Source organism: Thermostichus sp. OS-CIW-31, from assembly GCF_054060305.1.
This window is the reverse complement of the sequence record NZ_JBSSDA010000002.1, coordinates 51,636-76,382: the sequence shown is the minus strand read 5'-3', so window position 1 is coordinate 76,382 and position 24,747 is coordinate 51,636. Positions and strand designations below refer to the sequence as shown.

At 58.0% G+C, this 24,747-nt stretch carries 21 protein-coding genes; 7 read left to right on the top strand and 14 right to left on the bottom strand.

The annotated features are described in order from the left end of the window. The first annotated feature begins 40 nt into the window (after nucleotides 1–40). Nucleotides 41–1,816: a phospholipase D-like domain-containing protein gene (locus tag ACVWY9_RS01785; protein ID WP_457387332.1), complete on the top strand. Its 1,776-nt coding sequence runs from the start codon at nucleotides 41–43 to the stop codon at nucleotides 1,814–1,816. Nucleotides 1,817–2,111: 295 nt separating this feature from the next. Here ACVWY9_RS01785 and ACVWY9_RS01780 read toward each other — a convergent pair whose 3' ends face one another. After that, the gene (locus tag ACVWY9_RS01780) at nucleotides 2,112–3,089 is read right to left on the bottom strand and encodes an acetyl-CoA carboxylase carboxyltransferase subunit alpha (protein ID WP_414349729.1); all 978 of its coding nucleotides are present in this window, start codon (nucleotides 3,087–3,089) and stop codon (nucleotides 2,112–2,114) included. A 136-nt stretch (nucleotides 3,090–3,225) separates the two neighbouring features. Between ACVWY9_RS01780 and ACVWY9_RS01775 the strand changes: the two genes are divergently transcribed. After that, nucleotides 3,226–3,777, top strand: a complete 552-nt coding sequence (locus tag ACVWY9_RS01775) for a hypothetical protein (protein WP_414408734.1) — start codon at nucleotides 3,226–3,228, stop codon at nucleotides 3,775–3,777. Here ACVWY9_RS01775 and ACVWY9_RS01770 read toward each other — a convergent pair. The 13 genes from ACVWY9_RS01770 to ACVWY9_RS01710 all read right to left on the bottom strand — a co-directional run bounded on the left by ACVWY9_RS01770 (nucleotide 3,753) and on the right by ACVWY9_RS01710 (nucleotide 18,817). Then, nucleotides 3,753–4,235 carry a hypothetical protein gene (locus ACVWY9_RS01770; protein WP_099812950.1) on the bottom strand — a complete coding sequence of 161 codons (483 nt, stop codon included), beginning with the start codon at nucleotides 4,233–4,235 and terminating at the stop codon, nucleotides 3,753–3,755. The two genes, ACVWY9_RS01775 and ACVWY9_RS01770, sit on opposite strands and share 25 nt — an antisense overlap. A 3-nt stretch (nucleotides 4,236–4,238) precedes the next feature. Then, the gene (locus ACVWY9_RS01765) at nucleotides 4,239–7,010 is read right to left on the bottom strand and encodes a hybrid sensor histidine kinase/response regulator (RefSeq protein ID WP_011434294.1); all 2,772 of its coding nucleotides are present in this window, start codon (nucleotides 7,008–7,010) and stop codon (nucleotides 4,239–4,241) included. 1 nt (nucleotide 7,011) lies between these two features. After that, a complete protein-coding gene (locus ACVWY9_RS01760; protein WP_414402785.1) occupies nucleotides 7,012–9,249 on the bottom strand; it encodes a methyl-accepting chemotaxis protein in 2,238 nt (745 codons plus the stop codon). A 48-nt stretch (nucleotides 9,250–9,297) separates the two neighbouring features. After that, a complete protein-coding gene (locus ACVWY9_RS01755) occupies nucleotides 9,298–9,747 on the bottom strand; it encodes a chemotaxis protein CheW (RefSeq protein ID WP_240527341.1) in 450 nt (149 codons plus the stop codon). Between the two features lie 206 nt (nucleotides 9,748–9,953). Beyond that, nucleotides 9,954–10,328, bottom strand: a complete 375-nt coding sequence (locus tag ACVWY9_RS01750) for a response regulator (protein WP_011434291.1) — start codon at nucleotides 10,326–10,328, stop codon at nucleotides 9,954–9,956. Nucleotides 10,329–10,375: 47 nt separating this feature from the next. Next, entirely contained in the window at nucleotides 10,376–11,620 is a 1,245-nt protein-coding gene (locus ACVWY9_RS01745) for a response regulator (protein WP_414413063.1), read from the bottom strand. Nucleotides 11,621–12,008: 388 nt separating this feature from the next. Then, a complete protein-coding gene (locus tag ACVWY9_RS01740; protein ID WP_457387331.1) occupies nucleotides 12,009–12,506 on the bottom strand; it encodes a bis(5'-nucleosyl)-tetraphosphatase in 498 nt (165 codons plus the stop codon). 7 nt (nucleotides 12,507–12,513) lie between these two features. Then, the gene (locus ACVWY9_RS01735; protein ID WP_011434288.1) at nucleotides 12,514–13,749 is read right to left on the bottom strand and encodes a LolA-like protein; all 1,236 of its coding nucleotides are present in this window, start codon (nucleotides 13,747–13,749) and stop codon (nucleotides 12,514–12,516) included. 129 nt (nucleotides 13,750–13,878) lie between these two features. Then, nucleotides 13,879–14,067: a hypothetical protein gene (locus ACVWY9_RS01730; RefSeq protein ID WP_414374286.1), complete on the bottom strand. Its 189-nt coding sequence runs from the start codon at nucleotides 14,065–14,067 to the stop codon at nucleotides 13,879–13,881. Nucleotides 14,068–14,137: 70 nt separating this feature from the next. Further along, on the bottom strand, nucleotides 14,138–16,312 hold the full coding sequence (locus ACVWY9_RS01725) for an argonaute PAZ domain-containing protein (protein WP_457387330.1): 2,175 nt from the start codon (nucleotides 16,310–16,312) through the stop codon (nucleotides 14,138–14,140). A 64-nt stretch (nucleotides 16,313–16,376) separates the two neighbouring features. Beyond that, entirely contained in the window at nucleotides 16,377–16,853 is a 477-nt protein-coding gene (locus ACVWY9_RS01720; protein WP_414374281.1) for a hypothetical protein, read from the bottom strand. A gap of 64 nt (nucleotides 16,854–16,917) precedes the next feature. Beyond that, entirely contained in the window at nucleotides 16,918–17,967 is a 1,050-nt protein-coding gene (locus ACVWY9_RS01715; protein WP_457387329.1) for a hypothetical protein, read from the bottom strand. A gap of 238 nt (nucleotides 17,968–18,205) precedes the next feature. Continuing rightward, nucleotides 18,206–18,817, bottom strand: a complete 612-nt coding sequence (locus tag ACVWY9_RS01710) for a CpcT/CpeT family chromophore lyase (RefSeq protein WP_457387328.1) — start codon at nucleotides 18,815–18,817, stop codon at nucleotides 18,206–18,208. Nucleotides 18,818–19,509: 692 nt separating this feature from the next. Here ACVWY9_RS01710 and ACVWY9_RS01705 point away from each other — a divergent pair. The 5 genes from ACVWY9_RS01705 to ACVWY9_RS01685 all read left to right on the top strand — a co-directional run bounded on the left by ACVWY9_RS01705 (nucleotide 19,510) and on the right by ACVWY9_RS01685 (nucleotide 24,699). After that, a complete protein-coding gene (locus ACVWY9_RS01705) occupies nucleotides 19,510–20,028 on the top strand; it encodes a globin family protein (RefSeq protein WP_011434282.1) in 519 nt (172 codons plus the stop codon). 193 nt (nucleotides 20,029–20,221) lie between these two features. Further along, complete coding sequence (locus ACVWY9_RS01700) at nucleotides 20,222–20,704, top strand: globin family protein (RefSeq protein WP_011434281.1); 483 nt, start codon at nucleotides 20,222–20,224, stop codon at nucleotides 20,702–20,704. A 469-nt stretch (nucleotides 20,705–21,173) separates the two neighbouring features. After that, a complete protein-coding gene (locus ACVWY9_RS01695; RefSeq protein ID WP_011434279.1) occupies nucleotides 21,174–22,031 on the top strand; it encodes a phycobilisome rod-core linker polypeptide in 858 nt (285 codons plus the stop codon). A gap of 33 nt (nucleotides 22,032–22,064) precedes the next feature. After that, nucleotides 22,065–22,895 carry a HEAT repeat domain-containing protein gene (locus ACVWY9_RS01690; RefSeq protein ID WP_457387327.1) on the top strand — a complete coding sequence of 277 codons (831 nt, stop codon included), beginning with the start codon at nucleotides 22,065–22,067 and terminating at the stop codon, nucleotides 22,893–22,895. A 586-nt stretch (nucleotides 22,896–23,481) separates the two neighbouring features. After that, on the top strand, nucleotides 23,482–24,699 hold the full coding sequence (locus tag ACVWY9_RS01685; protein ID WP_457387410.1) for an RNA-guided endonuclease InsQ/TnpB family protein: 1,218 nt from the start codon (nucleotides 23,482–23,484) through the stop codon (nucleotides 24,697–24,699). The last annotated feature ends 48 nt before the right edge of the window (nucleotides 24,700–24,747 follow it).

Below are 24,747 nucleotides of genomic sequence, written 5' to 3'. Positions count from 1 at the left end.
TGGTATCCTGGGGGCGTGATTGCTGGAGAGGAGAAAGGCCATGAACGGGATCCCGTCGTGGTTGCGGCAACTCCGCCGCTGGCTGCCCTGGGCTGCTCTGCTTCTCATTCTGGTCTTGATCGGCTACTGGGTGGGTCCTCGGCCCAGACCCTACCCCCAAGAGCCGGAGCTGCCCACCCTGGCCCCTCTGCCGCAGCACCCCCGCATCCGGGTGGTGTTCAACCAAAGCCGCGAGAGCACCTATCGGGATCCCTACCGCCAGATCCGCCGCTACGGCTACAACCTGGAAGAGTTGATCATTTCCCAGATTCGCTCCGCTCGGCAGTCGGTGGATATTGCCGTGCAGGAGCTGAACCTACCCCTGATTGCCCAGGCTCTGGTGGAGCGGCGGCAGGCGGGGATCCCTGTGCGTTTTATTACTGAAAACACCTACGTGCGAGCCTGGCACCAGCTCACCCCTGCCGAAGTGCGGGCGCTGGACGAGCGCAGCCGTCGCAAGTTCGAGGAGTACCGCAACCTGGTGGATGTGAACCGCGATGGACGGTTTTCGGCTGAGGAGGTCGCCACGCGGGATGTGTACGCCTTGCTGGATGGAGGCCAGGTGCCCTGGCTGGATGATACCGCCGATGGCTCCAAGGGCAGCGGCCTGATGCACCACAAATTTGTGGTGATCGACGGGCAGAAAGTCTTGACCGGATCGGCCAATTTCACGCTCTCTGATATTCACGGGGACTTTGATGCGCCTGGCAGTGTCGGCAATGCCAACCATCTGCTGCTGCTGGACAGCCCGGAGCTGGCCCGCCTCTACACCGAGGAATTCGATCTCATGTGGGGCGATGGCCCCGGTGGCTTGACCGATAGCCGCTTCGGCGTGCAAAAGCTCAAGCGTCCCCTGGAAACGGTGTACATTGACGATGCCATTGTGGGGGTTCACTTTTCTCCTGCCAGTCGCTCCCTGCCCTACGAAGCCACCTCCAACGGCATTATTGCCGCCACCCTGGCCCAAGCCCGGCAACAGGTGGATCTGGCTCTGTTCGTCTTTACGGATCCGGGCATTGCCAACCAACTCAGGCAACTGCGCCAGGAGCGCAACGTAGAAATCCGCGGGGTGTTCGACCCCGGTTTTGCCTTCCGAGACTACAGCCGCACCCTGGAGATGTGGGGGCTGTTGCTCCCCGACGAAAAGTGCCAGGTGGAGGCGGCGCGCCTGCCCTGGACGCTGCCGGCCCAGTCTGTAGGCATACCCAACCTCGCCCCCGGCGATAAGCTGCACCATAAGTTTGCCATCATCGATCCCAGCGCTCCTCAGGCCACGGTGATCACCGGATCCAACAACTGGTCGGTCTCGGCCAACCACCTCAACGACGAAAACTTCCTGATCATCCGCAATAGCCGAGTGGTGGATCACTTTGTGCGGGAGTTCGACCGGCTGATGGCCGAGGCCCGTTTTGGCCCCAGCCGCCGCTTGCAACAGCAGGCAGAAGAGGCGTCCCGTCGCTGCCCCAACCCCGTCCCCGTTGCCGCTTCCTTGCCTGAACCGGAGCCGGAGCTGCTGGAAGTCGAGGTCGTTCTTCCTCCTGAGGCGGGATCCCCTTCCCCGTCGGTTGCTTTTCCGGTGGCGTCTCCTGGGGGATCCCCTCGCGTTAACCTGAATACGGCCACGGCGGCGGAGCTGGAACAGTTGCCCGGCATTGGCCCCGCCCTGGCGCAGCGCATTATCGAGGCCCGCCCCTTCTCCTCTTTGGAGGATCTGCAACGGGTCAATGGCATTGGCCCAGCCCGGATTGAGCAGCTGCGGGATCGGGTAACCTGGTAGGAGTTAGCCCCCTCTTGGTCAGGTTGAGGGCGCGGAGTGCTTTCGGAAGTTCATCCCAGAGCAGCTCCTAAAGGGCCTCTCCCCTCGAATAAACCCCAAATTAAACCCCAAATATAGTCATTTCAGTTCAAACCAGGACACTGCACCCACGCCTAAAATGTTGGTCGCATCGGCGTTGCAGAGCAATAATGCAGGGGGCCAAAAGGCTTTTCAAGGACTCCGTCCCGCTGGCGCGATCAATGGCCCAGGTGTCTCACCCTAATCTGAAACGACTATAAATCAGGGATGCATAAGTCTATTCAGAAAGCTCCAGAAACGCTCCCATGCGGCGAAACTTTTGGTAGCGCTCCTCGCGCAATTCTCGCCCGCTCAGGCTAGAAAGTTCCTTGAGATGCCTGAGAAGAGCCTCTTTGAGGGTTTGAGCAGCTTCCAAGGGCGCGCGGTGGGCGCCGCCAACCGGCTCTGGCAGGATCTCGTCGATCACCTCCAGTTGCAGCAGGTCTTGGGCGGTAATGCGCAGGGCTGCCGCCGCTTGGGGAGCCTTCTTGGCATCCTTCCAGAGAATAGCCGCGCAGCCTTCCGGCGAGATCACGGAGTAGACGGCGTGCTCGAACATCAGGATGCGGTTGCCCACCCCAATGGCCAAGGCTCCGCCGGATCCCCCTTCGCCGATGACAGTGCAGATGATGGGGATCTCCAACCGAAACAGGGTCTGCAGGTTGGTGGCAATGGCCTCTCCTTGGCCCTCGGCTTCCGCCTTAACGCCTGGGTAAGCCCCCGGCGTATCGATGAAGGTGAGCAGGGGCAGGCCGAAGCGGTGGGCATGTTCCATTAGCCGCAGGGCTTTGCGGTAGCCGGCGGGATTGGGCATCCCAAAGTTGCGGTGGATGTTGTCTTTGGTGTCGCGACCCTTTTGGTGGCCCAGGATCATCACCGGCTGCTCCCCTAGCTTGGCCAACCCGCCCACAATGGCTGGATCGTCCTGGCCGTGGCGATCCCCGTGTAGCTCAAACCAGTCGTCACAGATGGTCTGTACGTAATCCAGGGTGGTGGGGCGGCGGGGGTGACGGGCCACCTGGAGCCGTTCTACCGGCGTGAGCTGGCTGAAGATCTCACGGCGCAGCTCTTCGGCTTTGGCTTCCAATTGGCGAATCTGCTCAGAAGCATCGATGTCGTTTTCTTCTGCCAAGGCCCGAATTTCTTGAATTCGTTGCTCCAGGGCGGCAACAGGCTGCTCAAACTCCAGCAGTAGGCGGTCGTTGGACTTGGTCATGACCGGTTGGCTAAATTTCGGGAGCGTGCTGTGACCGGCAGAGGCTGCACAGATTTCGGGGTCAGGCTTTGATCTTCTCACATGTAGATCCCGTAGGCTAGAGGGAGCAATCCCCCTACTGCCCAAGAGGGATCCCTTGTCTGCTTCTGTCTCTTCTCCCCCTTCACCCCTTCCCCCCTGGCTGCGCTGGGGGGTGGTGGGATCCGTCGTCTTGGCTATCGGGGTGGGAGCCTTTTGGCAATACGGGCGGCCTGAGCGACAAATCCGCGTCCACACGGAGAGATTGCTGCGGGCGGTGGAGCAGCGCAACTGGGATCAGGTGGAGATGCTGGTCTCTGAGGCCTATAGCGATGGTTGGGGCCTGGATAAGCAGCGGGCGCTGGCCTACAGCCGCGAGATCTTCGGGCAATTTTTTCGCTTGCGCCTCCAACCCCAAGCGCTGCAGGTGCAGCTCGGCCCAGGGGATCCCAGTCGCCAAGGACAGGCCACTCTCTGGTTTGTGATCGAGGGATCCGGCGGCCCCTTAGCCAACCTGACGCGGGATCAGGTGAACGCCTTGGAGCAACCCTTCCGATTGAATTGGCAGCGACGGGGTGGGGAGCACTTCCGCTGGGAGCTAACCCGCGTGGAGAATCCAGAACTGCAACTGCCCCCTCTCCCCGCTCAAGAACAGACAGGCCAGAGATGAGGGTCGAACACCAACAGGGGGAGCTGGCCTTCGGCTGGCGGGATCCACTGCACAATACCCCGTTGGCGGGCCTGAGCTGCATAGCGGCTGGGGAGAGGCTGCAACTGGGAAGAGGGCAGACGGCGCAGGAGGGGCTGAGTGGGAATGGGCAGAGCCCCTGTTTCTGGGTTGTCGATCTGGTCGGACAATCCGTCCTCAGAACTGCCTGGCTGCAACAGAATAACCCCTTCCGGTTGAAAAGGGATCCCTCGGCCCAGCAACAAACGACCGGTATCCAAAAGCTGGGGGCCGCCCTCCTGAGCAAGCTGAAACTCTGCCCAGCTAAAAACTCGCCGCGCCCGATCAACAGGGAGGCCGAAGCAGTAGGAGCCCAGTTGGAAAGTAATCAAGGTCTGCCGGTTTCTCAGTTGTTCTTGCCGAGCCAGACGACGCAGGCGCAGAGGGGAAAGCAGGGGCATGGACTACCTCGCCATCAAAACGCCGGTGGAAGGTGCCGAAGAGGCTGGTTGCAGCAGTTGCCGCAGCTTTTGGATCAGCTCCTGTTCCTGGAAGGGCTTGGAGAGGTAGGCGCTGGCTCCCAGCCGCTGGGCCAGTTGGCGGTGTTTCTCGCCACTGCGGGAGGTGAGCATGACCACGGGAAGCTGGTCATACAGGGGGTGGGCACGAATCTGGGCCAGCAAGCCAAAGCCATCCAGCCGCGGCATTTCAATGTCGGTAATCACCGCTCGGATGGGAATTCCTCTCTGCAAGTGCTCGAGGGCCTCTTGTCCGTCGCGAGCCTGTTCAACCCGGAACCCTGCTCTTTCTAGGGTCATGGCCAAGAAGCGGCGCACGTTGACCGAATCTTCCACCACCAGCAGGGTGGGCTGGGCGGCAAACCTGGGCTGGGGAAGGGGATCCCTTGCCGACTGACAGGGCTGATCCCGCTGGGCGAGCAGCCAGCTCAAGAGGGCAGGCGGATCCACGAAAAGAGCGATTCGCCCATCGGCCAAAACCGTACAGCCGGAGAATCCCGACGGCAGAGGCAGACCTCCCTCCACCGGGCGCAGAGTTACCTCTTGCTCCCGCCAAAAGCGATCCACCAACAGGCCATAGGGCCGGTTGTCTTCTACCACCAGCAGCACCACAGGTCGGTCGAGAAGGGGGGTCTCGTCAATTTCCCGGCGAGGCTGCCAGCGCGCGAAGCGAAACCAGTGGCCCACAGGAATTAAAGGGATCTGCTCCCCTTCCCAGAGAAAGGAATCGGCAGGCAACTGCGGGGGGATAAGCAATTCTTCCACTGCGTTGGCCGGAAAAGCCAACATCAACCCCTGGCATTCTGTCAGCAGCACGCGGGTGACGCTCAAAGAAACGGGCAGAGTGAGGGTAAACAGCGTGCCCCGTCCCGGCCAAGATTCCACCTGCACCTGGCCGCCAATTCGTTGCAGGTTGGTGCGTACCACGTCTAGACCCACTCCCCGTCCAGATAGCTCGCTGACTCGCTCGGCGGTGCTGAAGCCCGGCTGGAAGATCAACTCCAGCAGCTCCTGGGAGCTGGCCTCAGCCAGGTCGGCAGCGGAAAACCCTATCTGCAAGGCGCGGGCCCGGATTTTATCCAGACAGATCCCTGCCCCATCGTCTCGCACCGTGATCAGAGTGCGGTTGCCCCGTTGGCTGGCGGCAATTTCGATGAGGCCCTTGGCCGGCTTGCCCTGGGCCAGGCGGGTGTCTGGAGCCTCGATGCCGTGGTCAAAGGCGTTGCGCACCAAGTGCAACAAGGGATCCGCCAAGGCCTCCAAAATCGAGCGCTCGATTAGGGTGGATCCCCCCAAGACCCGCAGCTCCACGGGCTTGCCATGGGCTAAGCTCAGCTCCCGCAGCGCTCTGGGGAAGCGATCCGTCAAATCCGATAGAGGCTGCATGCGCACCTGGTCGAGACGGGTTTGCATTTGCCTGGAGAGGCGGCTGAGCTGGCGGGCGCTGCCTTCGGTCTCCTGCAGGGTGGTGTCGATATCGTGGGTTACCTCATCAATTTGCACAACGGTTTCCATCACCTCTTGGGTCAGCAGGTGCATCTCTCCATAGCGATCCATCTCCAAGAGGTCAAAGGTATCGGCCAAGGTCAGGCCGGGATCCCCTTCTTTTTTCAAGAGCACAGAAGCAGGCACGGTGGCAGCGACGCGGTCGTAGCTGCTGCGCAGGCGGCTGTTGGTTTCTTCTAGAGTGCGAACCCGCCGTTTGAACAAGCTGACCAGCTCCCGCAGCCGTTGCAGGCGACTGTTTAAGCGGTTGCGCTCCCCTATGAGCTCTCCCAACAGCTCCCCCAACTGTTCCAGAGGGCGAGCCGGCACCCGTAGCATCTCGGCAGCGCTTTTGGCCCCGGCTGGAATCGAATCCGGCAGCTCGGTGGCTCCTGCCATTGCAGGGGGAGGGGCTTCTGGCGGGGGGGAAACTGGAGGCTCTGCCGGATCCCAGGAGCTGGGGAGAAGAGCGACCTGACCGACCAGCACCAGGGCCTGCGAGCGTCGCCAAGCTTGTAAAGCCGCCTGAGCAACGGGCAACACCTGCTCCTTGGCGTTTGGCGGCAGCGTCTCCAGAGCTTGGACTACTGAGCCGCACAGGGTGGCAAAGGCAGGCAGATCCAACATTTCCCCCAGCGCCCCCAGCTCTTGGGCAGCAATGAGAAACTCCTCCCGCAAACAGGGCTGCTCGGGGTGGGCCAGCACACCTTCCAACCGCTGCAGACAGGCCTCCACCTCGGTTGCAAACAGCAGCACCCGCATATCGCCCCCGGCCTCTGCTGCCAGGACTTGGACGTTGTCCTCAGGCTGCAACTCTCCCAACTGCTCTCGCAATTGATCGAAAAGAGGCTGCACCCGCTCTGCCAGCCAAGATTCGTCCAAAAGCCGCTGCTGGCGGTGCTGCTGGGCTATTTGGCGCATGCAATCCAACGCCGCCAAGAGGTTGCGCTCCACTGCGGGGTCGGCTTTTTGGGGATCCACCTGCAAGATCTTGAAACCATCTTCCAGGCGATGGGCCAAGTCGCTAAGCACCGGAAAGCCCATCATGGCCGCCCCGCCCTTGATGGAATGAGCAGCCCGCAGCAAGCGATCCAAACGGGGGCGATCCAAACTCTGGGATCCCAGGCCCAACACCCCTGCCTCCAGGGTGTCGAGGTAAGCCTGGGCTTCGTCCAAAAACTGCAGCCTAACCTGCCACTCGCGTGGGTCGAGGGAAGTGGGATTCGGCCCCATGCTAAACCGCCTCCCCCACCTTGAAGGTGGACACAGAAGTCTGCAACTGACGGGCAACCGCCACCGTAGCCTGGAGAGAGTTGGCCACCTGCTGCGAGGCTGCCGCCGTCTGGGCGGCAATGTTGGCGATTTGCTGCATCAACTGGCGCACCGTTTGAGATGCATCTGCCTGGGCATCAGTGGAGCGGGCAATGGCCTGAAAGAGCTGGTTCACCTGCCGCGAGACTTCCACAATTTGTCCCAGGCTCTGCTTGGCTGCTTCCACCAAGCGGGTTCCCTCCACCACCTGGCCGGTGCTGGTTTCCATCGCCTGTACCACCTCGCCGGTTTCCCGTTGGATCCCTTCCACAATGCGCTCGATCTCGCGGGTGGCTTCTGCCGACTGGGCCGCCAGTGCCCCGACTTCCTCGGCGACCACCGCAAAACCTCGCCCTTCTTCGCCGGCACGGGCTGCCTCGATACTGGCGTTCACCGCCAAGAGGTTGGTTTTCAGCGCAATCTGGTTGATCAAGGACACCACCTTGGAAATCTGCTGGGAAGATTCCCCCAGCCGCTTCACCTTCTTGGCCGTTTCGGCCACCGTTTCCCGCAGTTGCAGGATGTTTTGCACTGTGCGATCCATAGTCAAGCTGCTGTTGATGGCCGTGGCGGCGGCAGATTCGGCAACGGTGGCGGCCTGTTGGGCTTTATCGGCTACCTCCTCGATTGAGAGCGTCATTTGCTCGACAGAGCGCAAGGTCTCTTCGATTTGGGTGGCCTGTCGGAGAGCGGCTTCGGCCAACTCGCGAATGGCTGCCTCGTCACGACCAATGGATTGGTTGACTTGACCGGCGGCCTGCTGCACTTGAATCACGATGTCGCGTAAGCTCTCGATAATGACGTTGAAAAAGTCCGCCATGATGCCAACTTGTCCGGCTGTTAGCTGCGCCCGCACCGTGAGATCCCCCCGCGAGGCTTCTGTGACCTCGCTGATAAGCTGCAGCAGCTCTCTTTGCAGCGCTTCCGACCGCTCCCGTTCCTGGGCGGCCACGGCTTTTTGCTCCAGCGCCCCCAGGTTACCCAAAGCTTGACCCAGGCGGTTGGCCAGCTCTGCCAAGGTTTTCTGTTCTTCGTCAGACCAGCTCTGGCTTTGGGCGCGGCCTATTGCCAAAAAACCGTAAAGCTCATCGCCACGCACCACCGGCGCTATCATCTCGGCTTTCAGTTGGGCTGTGGCCAGCCTCTGCAGGTAGTCGGCGCCCAGATCTGGCCTAGGCACCGGGCCAAAAGCGTAAACTTGCCCGCCGTGGAGAGCCTGCTGGATCGGAGCCGGGATCCTGCGGAGGAGGGTGCCCAAGGTGTCGGGCAGGCGGCTGTCGTGAGATTCAGCGATAACCTGCGCCTCTTCGGGAGCGGTCAAGCGATAGAAGGCCACTCGTTCGGCACCGAAGCGCTGGCGCATCTCGCCCAACAAGTCAGTTAGGGGATCGATCAGCTCTTGCTCTTGGCGAATCCGGGCAATATCGGCAAACCGCTGGGCCAGTCGGGTGTCGGAAACTTGTCGCTCGTAGGTGGCGTTGCGTTCCCGCACAAAGTTGCGCACCAGGATCAAAATGATCCCCCAGCTCAGCAGCAGAATCGGGAAGCTGATGCCGGAAAAGATCAAAGCCTGCAGCAGATTTTGCTCGTAAAGCTGGACGCTGGCCTGAATGTTGCTGCGAATGGCCTCCAGGGTTTGGTTGATCCCTTCGGCGTAGATGCGCTTTTGCTCTTCGTACTCAGGGCTGTGCAGCAAGTTGAAAGCCCGTTCCTGCTCGCCGGCCCGAATCAGATCAAAAGCCTGCACTTCCCACTCCACCAGCTTGATGTTGGCTGCTGTGGTTTTGGCTGCATAGGCTTCGTAAGAGGCGGGATCCAATTGCTGAATCTCCGCCAGCACCTCATCCAACTGAGGGACATGGATGTTGTAGCGCTCTTCCCAGGACAGATCCCCGCTGGCAGCGGCCATGCGGGCAGACATGGTCAAGACTTCATCCAAATAGATCACCTGATCGCTCAGGTTTTGCAGGGTGAACTGCCGCGAGATCGCCGGCTCGAACTCGAAATAGGTGCGGGCTACGCTGCCGGCAGAGACGGCAAACAGCAGGGAGCTGATGCCCAGAGGAAAACTGATTGCCAGGGCCAGGCGGGATCCTGCGACTTTGCGTTGGGGCCGGGAAGATGGAGCAGGCCTGAGAAAGAGGGGACGGAAGGAAACCATAGAATTTTGCCTTTAAGTGAGGGTAAGTCGGGGAAAAGGTCGCCAAGATCAAGGGTTTGCCGAGGAATCAACTGAGTTGAGCTTTTGGACAATGGCAAGAGGGTCGAGCACCCAGAGAGGCTCATCCCCTTCCAACACCAGCCCTTTGCAAGAGTCGTAGAAGTTCTCCAGTCGAAAGTTGTTTTGTGCTGCCTGGGCTTTTGTTAAGGGTTGGATCTCCTCGGCGGGCACTCGAGCTACTCCTTTCACGTGTTGGGTTGCCAGGCCCAAGCCTGTTCGCACTGGCGATGCAGAGCCCCCAAATTCTGGGCGCATCACCACCAAGTGGTGTTCGGGCTGCCCAAAGTCCAAGGGCTCTAGGCCGAGAAATTGCGGCAGATCCAGTCCCCAGAGAATGCGATTGCGATAGTTGAACAAGCCCAGCACCCATGCGGGCTGGTTGGGGAGAAGGGTAAAGTGGTGCGGGCCAACAATTAGAGCTTCCTGGGCAAATGCCATGGGCAAAAGGGCCCGACAGTCTACCCCCAACTGTAGATGTAAGTACAGCTCGCCGGTACGGGTAGAAGTAGGGCTGTGTGGGGAGAAAGCTACCGCCATTGCCGTTCTCGCTCTGCCAATTCTAAGACATCTCCTAAGAACAATTCGTGATAATCACAGGGATCCTAACTGGAGGCGCAGCTCAGCAAGGACAGGAGTGGCAAAAATCATGAGCTCGGGCTGAGCACTACTGATTTCACGGCCCGCAAAATGTCTTCGCGGGTAAAAGGCTTGGTCAGATAAAGATCGATCCCTTGCTTCATGCCCCAGAGTTTGTCCAGCTCTTGATTTTTAGAAGTACAGGCCACAACGGGCAACTTTTGGGTTTCCGGGTTTTTCTTGATTTGGCGGCACAATTCCAGCCCGCTCATGCCTTCCATGACCAAGTCCGTCAGCACCACATCGGGTTTGTCGTTGCGGATCTGCTGCAATGCCTCTTGGGCGTTGGCCACCGCTACCACCTGATAGCCTTCTGAGCGGAGGTAATCGCTGATGAGCTGTCGCTCCGAGGCCACATCTTCCACCACAAGAACTTTCACCATGATCGACATCTCCTTATCTCTTTTTCGACGAACCTTTAGAGGGATCCCTAGCTGAGATAGCGAAACACCATCTGCAGCAATTCTTCCTGCCGAAAGGGCTTGGTCAGGTAATCGGTGGCACCGGCCAGGCGCGCCTTCACCCGATCGATCAGACCTTTGTGGCCTGTGACCATCACCACCGGCACATCCTTTAACACGGAGGATTTGCGGATGAGGCTGCACAATTGGTAGCCATCCACGTTGGGCATACCCACGTCCAGCAGGATCAAATCTGGCTTGAGGGTGGTCAGCTTCATCAGGGCTTTCAAAGAGTCGCTGATGGTGTGAATGACCAGGTTGTGCCCTTCCAACAACCGCTGCAACTCGCTGAGCATGGCTTCGCTGTCGTCAATACAGGCCACAATCCAGGTTTTCGAGGCTTGGGGAGATGGGCCTAGATCTGCAAGCCCGTTGGCCAGGTGAAGAGGGACGGTGGGAGTTTCTGAGGGCTGTGATTCTGTCTCAAGCTTGGCCGAGTAGGTTTTGGGCAGCCGATCAAAGGGGGGCTGGGGATCCCGCAGGACAAGGATACCGGCTTTGACCAGAGGATGTAGGCGGCGAGCGATCTGGAGGTCGTCTTGATCGAGAAGGGCGCTCAACTGGCGGAAGCTAAACCCCTTCAGTAACCGGCCTAGCCGTTCCTGTTGCTCGGCGGGAAGGCGTTCTGCCTGGGCCCGGCTGGCAAAGTAGGGCCGTTGGTAGGGGGAGGTGATCTCAGGCCCCAAAGATTGCCATGCCCGTAGCCGCTTTTGGATCAGGTCGAGCAGGGATCCCCCATCCCACTGGCCCAGGGTGGGCACGTTGTCCAGTGGGATGATCTCCTGCTGAAAGCCCCCTGGAACCAGCAACAGATTTTGCAGCACCTCCTCGCCGATCCAAGCATTCAACCTGCGCGCAGCTTCCCAAGGCAGCAGTTGCTCCGTTACCATCCAACTCAGCCCCAGAAGGTCTGCAGGTAGAGGCCCAGTCTCCTGAGCCAATAGCGCCTCCACCTGCCGATGGATGCGTAGGCAATTTTGGCGAGTCAGAGAAAAGACTTGATGGCTGAGCCGACGCAGGTGGCGATCCAAGCGCTCCAAGGGCTCCAAGCTGTGGTGAGCAAACCCCAGGCGACCTTGGTGAAACACCAATGACCAAGTGCCCAGCCCCTCCCCTTTGTCCAAGGCACTGAAATACCGAACAACTCCTGTGAAGCTGACCTCTGCGTTCAGCAGATGGGCCGAGACTTCTGTACAGACGGGGGGACAGTTCATGGGTCGAGAGGACGTGCTCGGACAATTTCCTGCGCTGAGGTTGATGACACGACTGAAGTCTTAGCTACCCCACAAGCCGGTGAAAAAATGCTTTCCAGAATACAGTTCAAGCCCAGCCCTGACCCAGACGAGATCTTTAGATGAGCCAAGCCCAACAAGACGGCCAAGGCTGCACGAACTCAAAGGCAGTTTCAGCGTTCAATCCGTATTCAGAAAAACTCTCCTCCTGGGGAGATCGATGACTATTGCTCATCAGCCAATCTCTAAAGGTGAAGGCTAGCCCTCAGATTGTCTGCTGGCTTTCTTACTCGGGAACTTCCCACGGAAAGCCTGCAGGACAAGATAATAAAGGTAACCCCGATAAACCTCTTCCGTAAAAATACGGAACTTAGGTCTTCTCCAATTTCCAAAGCTGCTCCAGGTGGGCTTGGCAGCGGCGCAGCAGTTGCCGACTTTCTTCAAAGCTGATCTGCTCCAAGGCTTCGGGGTAGGAGCACCAGCGGTAGGCGGCCACCTCCTCCGGTTGCACCTGCAGGGCCGGAGGAGGAAATTGGGGCGGCAACAAGGCCACGTAGTAGGTAACGGTTTTGGCCACTCGGTTCCCCTCGGGATCCGTAAAGGTGTAGGCTTCCTGCAGCGTCAGAGGGTCAGGCTGGCCGGGCAGGGTCAGAAGCTGGTAGTCGGTCAAGCCGGTTTCCTCTCGCAATTCTCGCTGTGCCGCCTCCAGGTCGCTTTCGGAGCCATCCTTGTGCCCTTTTGGGAAAGCCCAATGCCCCTTCTGGTGCTGGATGAGCAGATACAAATGCGAAGAGCCGGGTCCGGGAGCTTCCTGGGCGGGTGGGTGGGGCAGGATGGGGATCACCCCATAGGCAGCATCTATCAGCATTGGGGAGCTAATCTCCAAAGAGTTTGATGGCTGGCGGCTTAGGAGCGAAGACCTCGTTGGGATCCACCTGCGGGCGCTCTACCCCCTGCAGGGGCGAGAGGGGGCGACCGGTGTCGAATTGGAAGAGATAGATGGGCAACTGGCCATTCCCCAGAGGCAAAAGAGCTAAAGTATCGATTTGGGTCAGGGCGTTGCGGCTGGTGGGTCGGGTTAGGTTGAAAGCAACGATTCGGTCTTCCAAGGAATTGTCCGGGCTGGAGCGCCGGCCCAGGCCAATGCTGAACTGCTGGTTGCCCTGCTCATCCACTCCCAAGGCCCGCACATCTCCCAACTCCGCTTGAGGAGCGCTCCCCGGCAGGCCGGCTACCACCGGCGGCGCATCCACCGGCGGCTGCGAAGGCAAAAAGCGCAACTGCGTCCCTTCTGGCAAAATGCGGTAGTCCTGGTAGTCATGCTGGATGGACAGGGATCCCCTGAACACGCGGCGGTTCAGGCCCTCCAGGGTCCAAAAGCCATAGCCCAAATTGATGCGGGTGCTCTCCGGCAGCCAGTAGCGCTCCCCTCCCTCGGGAGCTGGCACCGCCGTAAACCCCATCAGGACATAGGCCTGCCCCCACACCCCCGACAAAAACAGCAACACCTGCCGCGGCAGCCCCGACTGCGGATCCAGCCACAGCTCCCGCAACTGGCCTTCCTGAATGGGCTCTAGGCGCAAGTGTTGGACAGGGGATCCAGCCAAATCCACCCGTTCTGAGGAGAGGACGCGGTAGCGGCTGGGATCCGCCTTCAAGTAAAAGCTCACCGAGGGCAAGAGGGCTTCCGGTCGGCTCACATACACCGAGTACAGCTGCAGCAGATCCGACTGGTTCACCACTTCCAATTGGCGCGAATCCAAGAGGCGGATGCGATCCCCTTCGGCTACCCAAGCCTGCCAACTGCCGTCGCGGCGGTAGAGCACATCCAACGTGGCTGTGAAGGTTTGGGATCCCTCCACCCGCACCTGCTGGCGATATTGCAAGTTGGGCAAAGGGGGCAATTGCTCTAGAGCGGCGTTGTAGCGCTCCAGCCAAGCTTGGGGATCCTGCTTAGGGCTGGCAAGAGAAGAGGGAGCCGATTGGGCCACGGCTGGATCCCCTGACGGCAGACCGACCAGTCCCGTTGCCAGGAACACCACCCCGCCGAGATAGCCCCAGCCTCGAAGGGATCCCTGCCGCTTCCTAAATTGGGAGGGTTCAGGGAACATCAGCTCACCTCGCAACACCGCTCTTGCTGCCCTTCTTGTCGCTGCTTGTGCCCGGATCAGAGCGCTTCCCACACCTGAGAGAAAGCGTTCGGAAGGGATCCCTACTCTCTGCCCGCCGATTGAGTACGCCTATTCAATGGAAATGGATTGGGGGCCGTCGGAGCGACCGGAAGGCGGGGGCTCCTCCACCCTCAGCCCCTGGGACTCCAGCCAACTGCGCAGCGGATCTTGCTTCACATCCAAACGCAGCAGGCCGCTGAGAAAACCGCCACAGAACGGAACAGGATTGCTCAGAAAGGTCTTCCAGACCTCATTCATCTCCATAGCCGCAACACCAACCACCCCCCCAATCCTAGCAAGGCCGGCAGGTGGGGATCCCCTCCCTTGGCTAGACGGCAATCAACTTCTCTCGGTTTATGTTCTGCAGCACACTAAAAATGCTGTTGCCAATGCGCTGGAACTCTTTACTGCTTTTGTCGGCAAAGTGCAATACCCAAGGAAGCCTACAGGCTTGAAAACCACTGGCGGGATGAAGCTGGGAGAGATGGTAAGTTTGTATAGCCAGAACTTCCAAAGGAGTGTTGCCGTGTTCATGGACAACTCGCAGCGGTCTTGCGCTGCCAATTGGCACCGAGGACTTCTTAATGGGCTGGCTTGTTACGAGCATAAATGACCTTCGTTCATGGTCAAAAATGACAGTGCCCATTGCAGCGTCTCTATAGCTTCCTTTTTCCTCTCTTCCCATTCTGACTGTGCCACTTTTGCGCACTCCAACAATATCCACAGCAATCTTTTCTTTTCTTAGTTCCTCAATTGTTTTATCAAATTCGCCTCTTTGAACTAAGCCATCCCTCATCAAAAGAACCTTTCTAGGGTATCGATGAAATTTGTTGTAGAATCTATTGACGAGCTTGGACACGGTTTGATAAATTGCCTCGCCGGAAAAAGTTTCTCCTCTTTGTATATCGGGCAACTCCCAGCCTAAGCTTTGACCATTGGCCAGTACCGCGAAGGCAGAGGTTCCGTAGTAAAGCTCTCGATTCGTCCCCACATCAAAACCAATGGTAAGCTCGGAGCACTCAGGATGATCGAGGGGTTCAAGCAACACGGGTTGCCACGCAGCTTTACACAGAAGTCCTAGTACGACATTTAGAGCTTTGTAGGGGTCAGCTCCAGGAATCATAAACTGAGTTGCTATTCCTGCTCGAAGTGCTTGCAAGCGGATCTTTTGCTTGTGCTCATTAGGCGACAAGGGCATGACAACCAGAACGGTTTTGATCCCTTTGTCGGCCCAGCTTTGCCAAAACCTCTGTTGAGCAAGGTCGCCTTCAGGCAAATCTTGACGGGTTGCGTAAAAGTCTATTTCAACTCTTGCTCCGCTCTTTTTAGCTACTTCAAGTAGGCACTTGCGAACCTCAGTAGGATACTCACGTTTATTATCGTCAAGATTTAGAAGTCCAAACTTTGTCTCGCCAACTCTTGCACATCCTTGGTACCTAACTCTGGCTGGGTTCTCGATTGCTTGATTGTTGCGACCCAGTAGTCTTGGCCTTGGCAGGATATAGCCCTCTATTTTCAGAGGCTGAATTCTCTCTTGAGCAATGGGAGATTTGTAGATTCTTCTTATGATAGTCTCTGCAACTTTTTTAGACCCTTGAAGTCTATATTCTAAACTTTTTCTAGAATGCTCGATGACCGAAGCACTGACTTTTTTACCAGGATTTCTAGCATCTTCTATGCTGGCCAGCATCTCCAAAGTTAAGACAGGCGATAGCCTTCGAGACAGATGGGGAAAACACCCTCGACCTGAAGATACTTCGACTACCCAGGAGCTTTCCACTTCCTCTCTAGGTGCACTGTGCTTCTGCAAATGATACTCCGCTAGACTCATGTTCAGCTCTGGCAATTGAATCTCCCACGGCGACTGTTTGGAAAGGATACCCAGATATTCCCAAGTCTGGCGTTTATCGTATGTATTCTGGACCCACTGGATCGGGACATCTGGATAGTTCTCAAGCCACTCATGCAAGGTCCATGGCGTGTAGAAATGGTACTGAACATCTATCTCTATGTACAGCTCACTGTCCTGGTTGACAACAACATCTATTCTTCTTCCTTCGTGGATTTTCCAACCCTTTCCACAATCAACTTCTTCCTTCTTCCACCAAAGTAAGCTGCCTCCTGATGTTTCAACTTCGGTTTTCCCAGAGTACAAAGATTTGAGACACAGCCGTAGCCTCCTACGCTCAAAGCTTTCGAGGGCATCTTTTTCTTGGACATTGGTGCAGTTTAGAACTCTCTGTCCAATTTCCTCTAGTTCCCCGTCCTTTGTCTTAAGTTTATCGGGGTCAACCTTTTCCCGGGCTATAATGCAGCCCTCTAGAGGAACAGCCACTACACCTAGCTGATTACAAACCCTTGCGAGGGCTTTGTGCTCTTCCCCCGGAGCGGGGAGAGGGTTTGGCTTGCAATGGTATCCGTAGAAGGTGAGATCCTCCTGAGTTAGCCTCTTAACGAAGAAGCGATTAAGAGTAACCTCAACTTTCTTCTGGAGTAAATTCATTGGCAGACTCTAGTTTCAAGTTTCTCTCTAGGATCTCTAGGATAAGCTCTAATTCTCCTGCTCTTCACGAGGGATCTCCAAACAACCCTGGCGGAGCCAAATCTCTGCTGATCGCCTCCGCCTGAAACCGACCGCTCATGCCCACCACCTGCCACTCGGCGCTGCGATTTCCCTGGCGGAAGCGTAGCCGTCGGGCTCGCAACGGCACCACTTCTACAGCTTCTACCAGAAATTGTTGGTATTCGCCCAAATAGTCTCGGTAATCCGGGGGCAAGTCAGCGCTGCTGTTGATTTGAATCCAAAACACCCGTCCTGCTTCGTTGCCATAGGCGCGGATTTGTTCCTGGCCGCGGTATTGCTCCACCCCGCGCAGCCGCTGTCGTCCCACCTGCACAGACTCAGCCCACTCCGGCAAGGGATCCCCTAAGCTCACGGCCCACCCTGGCCCACCTAGCCCCAACCAACACAACAACAGCAGTCCCCAAACCCAAGGCCATCTGCGCGGCGTGCTGTTCCCGGTTTTCAAGGCTCGACCGAACATGGCAAGTTTTTCTCCGCAATTGAACCCAACGTTAACGTTTGGGATGGTTCAAAACAACTTTGTCTCAACGCACGCGAAAGCCGATCCGACCGCCTTCAATATCAAAGGCAACGTCGATATTGAAAAACAGCGGCATGCCCAACAGTTGCACCCCCTGGTTGCCGTTGACGAAAATCCGATCTCGACTGGGCGTAATGGGAAAGCCAACTCGAATGCGATACTCGAAAGCTCCCGCCAATACCGCTCGCCACTCTGCCCCAGGGGGTAAGGTCGAGGTGGAGAAGGGAGCTGCCCCCAACAGCCTGACATTGAGAAAAATGTCGGAAGAACCACTGTCAAAAACGGTGGGGCTGAGGGCATTTTGAATGGAAGTGTTGCTAATGCTGTAGGCCACTTGCAAAGCCTCATCCCGCCAGATGGGTGTGCCATCGGGAAAGCTTCCCACCTGGGGAAACTGCCGGAAATTGAAGCCGACGGTGTTGGCAGCCGTTAGGCCAACCGTGAACAGGCCCTGGGTGGAGTTGAAGCCCCCCGTTTGGATCATGTACCCAGAGCGAAAATTGCCCGGAAGGCGGGTGAGCGGACTAAACAGCTCGCGGTCGGGGCTGCGCTCATCCAAGGACGTGCCTAGGATCCCGGCGAAGGGCCGCCCTTCTCCAAACAAGTTCTCTGAACAACTGGCCACCAGGGCGTCCACACAGGTGATCCGGTCGATCAACTGAATCGTTACCGGCTCCCGACTGGGGATCCCTCCTATGCTGAAGGGGGCGCGGGCCAACACGCCGATAAATTGCGTGCCATCTCCAAACGTCACGGTGGAAGGGATCCCCGTCCGCTCCAGGCCAAAGCGACCTGCTGCTGTCGCTATGATGCGCAAACCTGCCGAGCCGGTATCCAGTAACACCTCAGCTCCGCTCCCGGCCACCCCCACTGTCAGGCCCAGGAGCTTGAAGCGGCTGTTGCCCAGGGTACGCACCGGCATGGGAATCGACTCGGTTCCCGGTTGAGGTGGGAGAGGGATCAACGCAGGGGGGGAAGCTGCAGATTCCCCCTGGCCAGAACAGCCGGCACCGAGCAGCAGCAAGGTCAAGATCCCAACCAGGGCGATCACCATTCCCCAAGGGCTGTGCCAAGCCCACCCAGACCGTGGCTCCTCCTTTGGGCCCGACCTCGCCTGCATTGAATACCCACACTGAATTAAAAGGAGCCTAGCCCGGTTGCAACCGGTAAACAGCACGCTCAAACCTGGGGGATTTGGATCCCGGCCAAGGACAGTGTACACAAAGCTGGCTGAGGGAGAGTGCGCAATAGCGCTGTCAACTGTGGAGTTGTGGGGCTGGATAGGCTGCAGCCTACAGCATTAGCTCCGCCTGCCAATCGACCACTTTTTGGAAGCGAAAAGCGCCTGCCAGGGCTCCCCAAACCTGCTGGTGGGTGATGGGATCCATCCCTCGGTCATGGCTGCAAAACTCGCTCTCGCTCAGGTGCAAGGTGGTCTGCAGATAAGTGGTTTGGCCGTTGCGCACCACGCAACACCGGCACCCCGGCTCCGTCACGCCGACAAAGAGGGATCCCTGCCTCTTCACCTGCACATCACACCCCTCTAGATAGGCCAGATCGGCAGCCCTCAGTTGACTCAGTTGGTCTGCCCTCTCCCGAGCACAGCCCCGCCACCGCTGCGGCTCCAAAGGGCGATAGTTGCGAATCACGATCCCAGCGCTTGCCTGAGTCAACTCCACCACCGCCTGCCGATAGGGATCCTCCAAATGGCCGCTGTAGGCTTGCTCCACATAAAAGCCGATCCCGCCCAAAACGTGGGCCGGCAAGGGGCGATAGGCCACCCGGATCTGGGCGAAAAACGGTGGATTTTCCCAGGCTTGCTCTTGGTTGCTGAAGTCTCCTGCCAGCCAACGCGCCATCTGCAGCAGCTCTGGGGAAGGAGTGCGATCCGACTCAATAGACATAAGCGGGCATCGAGAATTCTGTAGAGGTATGTACCGAAAATCTCCGGAGAGCCAGGGGAACCTTCTCAGATTTTGCCCCAACCTCAGGCCCGACCGAGGATTGCAGCAAGTGTTAAATTATGTATCCTTTATGAGAATGTTCGCTCCGATACTGAAAATGGATCCCTTGCAAGCTGCAAAGCCGCGATCGGGGCTGACATCTTTGTTCATGTTGTAAAGCTAGGCAAAGAAACATTCTCTTTTGTAAAAAACTACTCCCGCGAAGGACAGGGAGAACAGCCTGGGATCCGAGATGGGAAGCAGGTTGGAAACCGATCTAAGACCTTTTGCGCGAGGTAAAGCCGATTTACATTTTTTGATTTCATCGCTTCTTGCCTTCGCGGTAGAAAAAGACTGGAAACAAGGCGAGCCAGCTTCTCCTCGTCTGCCCAGTTGAGGTTGCCAGCAGCGGCTGAGGCTCCTTAGCCCAAGTCCGATCCCTTGGATGAAGGCCTGGCTCTGGGGGCGAGCTTCGCTTGCTCATCTTGGTTCTATCGGCTTTGATCCCGTCGGCGGTTCTGTGAGTTAAACAGCACCTCTCGGCACTGGGGATCCAAGCGGTGTTGCATTCCTGGCCGGCAGGTGCTCTCTTGTCCGCTGCAGGGAATGTGGATTCATAACCTCTTTTACTTTCGCTAGGGAGATTCAAAACCATGAACGATGTATTTGGCAAAGTTGTTGCCCAAGCTGACTCCAAAGGCGCTTTTTTGGGAGAGAACGAGTTTGCCGCTCTCCAGCAGGTAATTGCTGAGGGGAACAAGCGTTTGGATGCTGTGAACCGCCTCACCAGCAATGCCTCCAAGATCGTGACCGATGCCATCCGTCAGTTGTTTGCCGAGGAGCCCAATTTGAACGCTCCCGGTGGGCCTGCCTACCCCAGCCGTAACGTAGCCGCCTGTATGCGGGACATGGACATTATTCTCCGCTACATCACCTACGCAGTGGCAGCCGGAGATGCCAGTGTGCTGAACGAGCGCTGCCTGAACGGCCTGCGGGAAACCTATCAAGCCTTGGGCACCCCCGGCAGCTCAGTGGCCAACGGTATCCAAAAGATGAAAAAGGCTGCAGTGGCTGTGGTAAACGACCCCAACGGCATCACCCGGGGGGACTGCAGCGCTCTGATTGCCGAAATCGAATCCTACTTCGATCGCGCTGCTGCTGCTGTGGTTTGATCCCTTGTGGACTGAAGTTTCTGTTGTGTCCGGATCCAGTTGTGAAGACCTCTCTGGGATCTAAGACAACTCGGGTTGGCAGGGGATCCCTGGAAAAGTAACCTGTTTTGCAGCGATTTTGCAGTTGAGACTTTGAATCTTTTGCTTTGTTTTTTGCATTGAGCTTGAGTTAAGTAAAGGAGCGTTTTGAATCATGCAAACCCCAATTGTTGACGCCATCGCCACTGCCGACAGCCAAGGGCGCTACCTGAGCAACAGCGAATTGCAGGCCATCAATGGCCGTTTTCAGCGGGCTGCCGCCAGCATGGAAGCCGCTCGAGTTCTGAGCAGCCGTGCCGACGAGCTGGTGCGCGGTGCCACCGAAGCCGTTTACGCCAAGTTCCCCTACACCACCCAACCCGGTGGGCAGTGCCACACCCAAGCTGGCAAGGACAAGTGCGCCCGCGACGTGCGCCACTACCTGCGCTACATCACCTACTGCTTGGTAGCCGGTGGCACCGGTCCTCTGGACGAGTATCAGTTGGCCGGGATCCGCGAGATCAACGCCGCTTTTGAACTCTCCCCCAGTTGGTTCATCGAAGCCCTGCGCTACATCAAAGCCAACCACGGCCTGACCGGGCAAGCGGCCACCGAGGCCAACACCTACATCGACTACGCCATCAACGCGCTCAGCTAAACCCTTGGCTTGGGATCCCTCTAAAAGGGCGACGCCGGCTAGCCAGTTGGCTCATCCCATAAACCAGGGGGGATGGCGAGGAAAGGTTGTTGAGGGCAACGGTGGTGAGCCTGCTACGTTGCGGAGAGATACGTTTGACCACGTGGGTTTGCGGATCAGTCTCCCCAATAGGAAGGCGCCACTGTTGCTCTTCTGCAGCTTGGGGCTGCCGATTTTTGATTTCTAATTTTAGTTTTCGATTTCTACAGTCGTTTCAGGCTAGGGTGAGACGCCTGGGCTATTGATCGCGCCAGCGGGACGGAGTCCTTGAAAAGCCTTTTGGCCCCCTGCATTATTGCTCCGCAACGCCGACGCGACGACGCAACCAACACTTTAGGTGTGGGTGCAATGTCCTAGCTTGAATCGAAATGACCCTAAACGCAAGCTTGTTCTCAATCTGTGTCCATTCAGTTCAATCGGGGGAATTAGCATGAGTGCAATTACAGCGGCAAGCCGGATGGGGATCCGGGGCATTACGGAGACCACCCCACTGGAGTTGCGCCCCAACGCCAGCCAGGATCAGCTCAATGCGGTGCTGCGGGCCATCTACCGTCAGGTGCTGGGCAACGATCATTTGTTTGGGGCCGATAGGAAGGAGCTAGCCAGTGCGGAATCGCTGCTGCGCCAGGGCAGCCTGACGGTGCGGGAGTTTGTGCGATTGATCGCCAAGTCCGAAGCCTACAAAAAGCGGTTTTTCTACCCCAACTCGCAAACCCGGGCCATCGAGCTCAATTTCAAGCATCTGCTGGGACGCGCTCCCACCAGCCCCAAAGACATCGCCCGCCATTTGGACATCTACCAATCTGGCGGCCACAGCGCGGAGATCGATTCCTACATCGACAGCCCAGAATACCTAGAAGCTTTTGGAGACAACATCGTCCCCTACCCGCGTGGGTTTGAATACCGCAAGGCTCATTCCACCCGCGACTTTACCAATCTCTTCGCTCTCTACGGGGGCTACGCCAACAACGATCGCTCCCAAGGGCCCAGACCCCGTTTGATGATGCCTTTGGCCACCGGGTTTACCCCGGCCATTCGCCGCATTGGGGTGCGGGGGCTGCTGCCGCCCAGCCCCATTTCCAAACACCTGGGGCCGCCAACGGGCCAGTCGGATCGCATGTTCTGTGTGGAAGTGACCCGGCTGCTGAATCCGCCTTCGGCCCTGGCCACTTCCAGCCGAGTGCGCAAATCCAACCAGCAGATCTTCGTCTCTGCCGATCAACTGTCGGCTACAATGCAGCGGTTGCTCAAATCGGGCGCCAAGATCGTCAGTGTCCGCAGCGCTTGATCCCTTCTCGGTGTCTTCTCCGTTGTCGATTCCATGACCACTGCTGTTCCTCTGGATCCCGATCCATCGGTGGATCTCACCCCGGCTGGACAAATCGCCAAGCTGCGCCACGGGGATCCGGGGGAACGCTACTATGCCGCTTGGTGGCTGGGACGCATGCGCATCGTCGAAGGGATCCCGGCCCTGATCGAGGCCCTGGCCGATGAAACGGATCGCACCGCTCAAGGGGGATATCCGCTGCGGCGCAACGCTGCTCGTGCTTTGGGTAAACTGGGATCCCTCGCCGGGATCCCTCCCCTGAAGGCGGCTTTGTCTTGCTCCGATGGCCAAGTGGTGGCAGCGGCTGCCCAGGCACTGGTTGAGATTGCCCTTGCCAACAACCTCAACAGGGATCCCGACGAAGTGGAAAAGCTGGGATCCGCTTTGCTAGAAGGGCTGCGCTTTGTGGAGCAAGGACTGCAGACGGAAGCCCAAGCCGCCCTAGAGGCCATTATCGAGGCTCTTGGACAACTGCAGGTGGCTGCTGCTCTGGAGCCAATCTGTCCCTACCTAGAGCACACTTCCATCCGTTTGCAATGTGCGGCGGCACGGGCCTGCTATCGTCTCACTGGGGATCCGACTTTTGCTCAGCGCCTGCTGTCGGTGTTGAATCACCACAACATCCATCTGCGGCGGGCTGCCCTTTTGGATTTGGGGGCCAGTGGCTATTTGCCGGCAGCACAAGCCATTGCGGTGGCGGCGGTGGAGGTCAACCTGAAGCTCCTCGCCCTCAAACAGTTGGTGGAGATCAACCTGGAACAACATCAAAGGATCCCCGGTGCTGAGCTGCAGCAGGTGCTCCGGCTGATCGACGAGCTGCTGTGAGCGGTGGTGCTTCTGGGCTCTTGCTGTTCACATTAGCGGGACGGAGTCCTTTGCAACTGACCTATCAAGGCATTGCCCATGAGTTTGTGCATCCCTCTGCAGCGATTCAAAGCCGTCAGAATCTGTCCGCTCGGCACCAGGGTTGGGCTCCGTGGCTGTAGCACTGCCTCAGTCTTTTGCCTTCCCGTATCGAGGTGCCGCCCTCAGTTTTGGAGCAAGGGCAACAGCAAGGATCCCTGAGGTGCAAGGGAGCCCGGCAGCGGCTGTCTCCTCTCGGAAGCACTTCATGACCTTGGTCGAGGAAACCCAAAGGACGCCGTCCCGCTGACGCGACCGGGGGGATGAGCATCTGTTGCAGCAACTGGAACAGGAACGGCAACTGTTGGCCTGACAAGCTCGCTGCCTGCCCAAGGGATCCAGCTAATGCCCGACAATTGCCCAGAAGGGTTCGATATTCCCGATAATGGGAAGCGGCTCCTGGGATTCAAAGAGGGATCCGGGATCAGCTAGAAATCGCAGGAGCCCCGCACTGTACCCGTAGGGTCAGTGCCGGGAGGAATGCGCTTTGATGAAGTACAATGAACTTATGAGCCAAGTCCTGACCGTCTCCTGCAAGCTCAAGGTGTCCCAGTCGCAGGCCGCCAAATTGGACGCGACTTTGGAGGCTTCTGGCCAAGCCTTGAATTGGGTCAACCAGAACACGCCGGAGAAAGTCGCCAACGCCGTTAAGCTCCAGTCTCTGTGCTACCGCGAAATCCGCGCCCGGTTCGACTTGTCCAGTAACTTGGCAAGGACTACGTCCCGCTTACGCGACCAGCAGGTCTGCAGACGGCTGGCCGGCGCCCGTAAAGTTGCCCAACAGAAAAACCGCCCCGTCAAAGCGTTCAAAGGGGGCTTCGCTACCTACGACGCTCGTATCTTTTCGTTCCGCGAGAAAGACTGGACGGTGTCGCTGACCACGGTGGAGGGTCGGGAGCGCTTTGAGCTGGCGATTGGCCGCTACCAGAGAGAACGGCTGGCGGGCTCCAATCCCAAATCGGCCACCCTGGTCAAGCGTAAAGACGGCTCCTACTCTATTCAGATCTGTGTGGAAGCGGAGCCATCCCCACCGCAACGCACGGGCAGAGTGCTGGGGGTGGACTTGGGGAGGACGGATATTGCCCATACATCAGACGGGGACAATTGGAATGGACAGCAGTTGAACCGAGTCCGAGACCACTACTCTCGATTGAGGGCGGCACTCCAACGCAAAGCCAGTAAGGGCACACGCAGTTCGCGGCGCAGATGCAGAGAACTGTTGCAACGGCTGTCTGGCAAGGAGAGACGCTTTCAAACGTGGGTCAATCATCGCATCTCCAAAGCTATTGTCTCTAGGGCAAAAGCTACCAACAGCGCTATCGCTCTGGAAGACCTGACAGGGATCCGGGAAAGGGTCAATCAACAGCCACGCAGCAAAACCGAAAGGCGCAGGGCCAACAGTTGGGCGTTCTACCAACTACGTCAGTTTCTGGAATACAAGGCGAGGGTTGCAGGGGTTTCTCTGATTCTTGTTCCGCCTGCCTACACGTCGCAGACCTGCCACCGGTGTTTGCACATCCATCCCGACCCTGCGCAATCCTATCGCAGTGGTAAGTCGTTCAAGTGTGGGCACTGTGGATGGGAAGGGGATGCGGATTTGAATGGTGCGAATGTGATTGCGCTTTTGGGGGCTGCCGTAAACCAGCCTAGAGGTTCGGGCCTGTTTTGTTCTCTGGTAGAGCAGAGCAGGCCCAGGGCTACTGAAAGCCCGCTCCGTACCGCTTAGCGGTCGGAGCCGGGTAGTTTACTTTGTTGTTGAGGCAGTGGTTGGGGT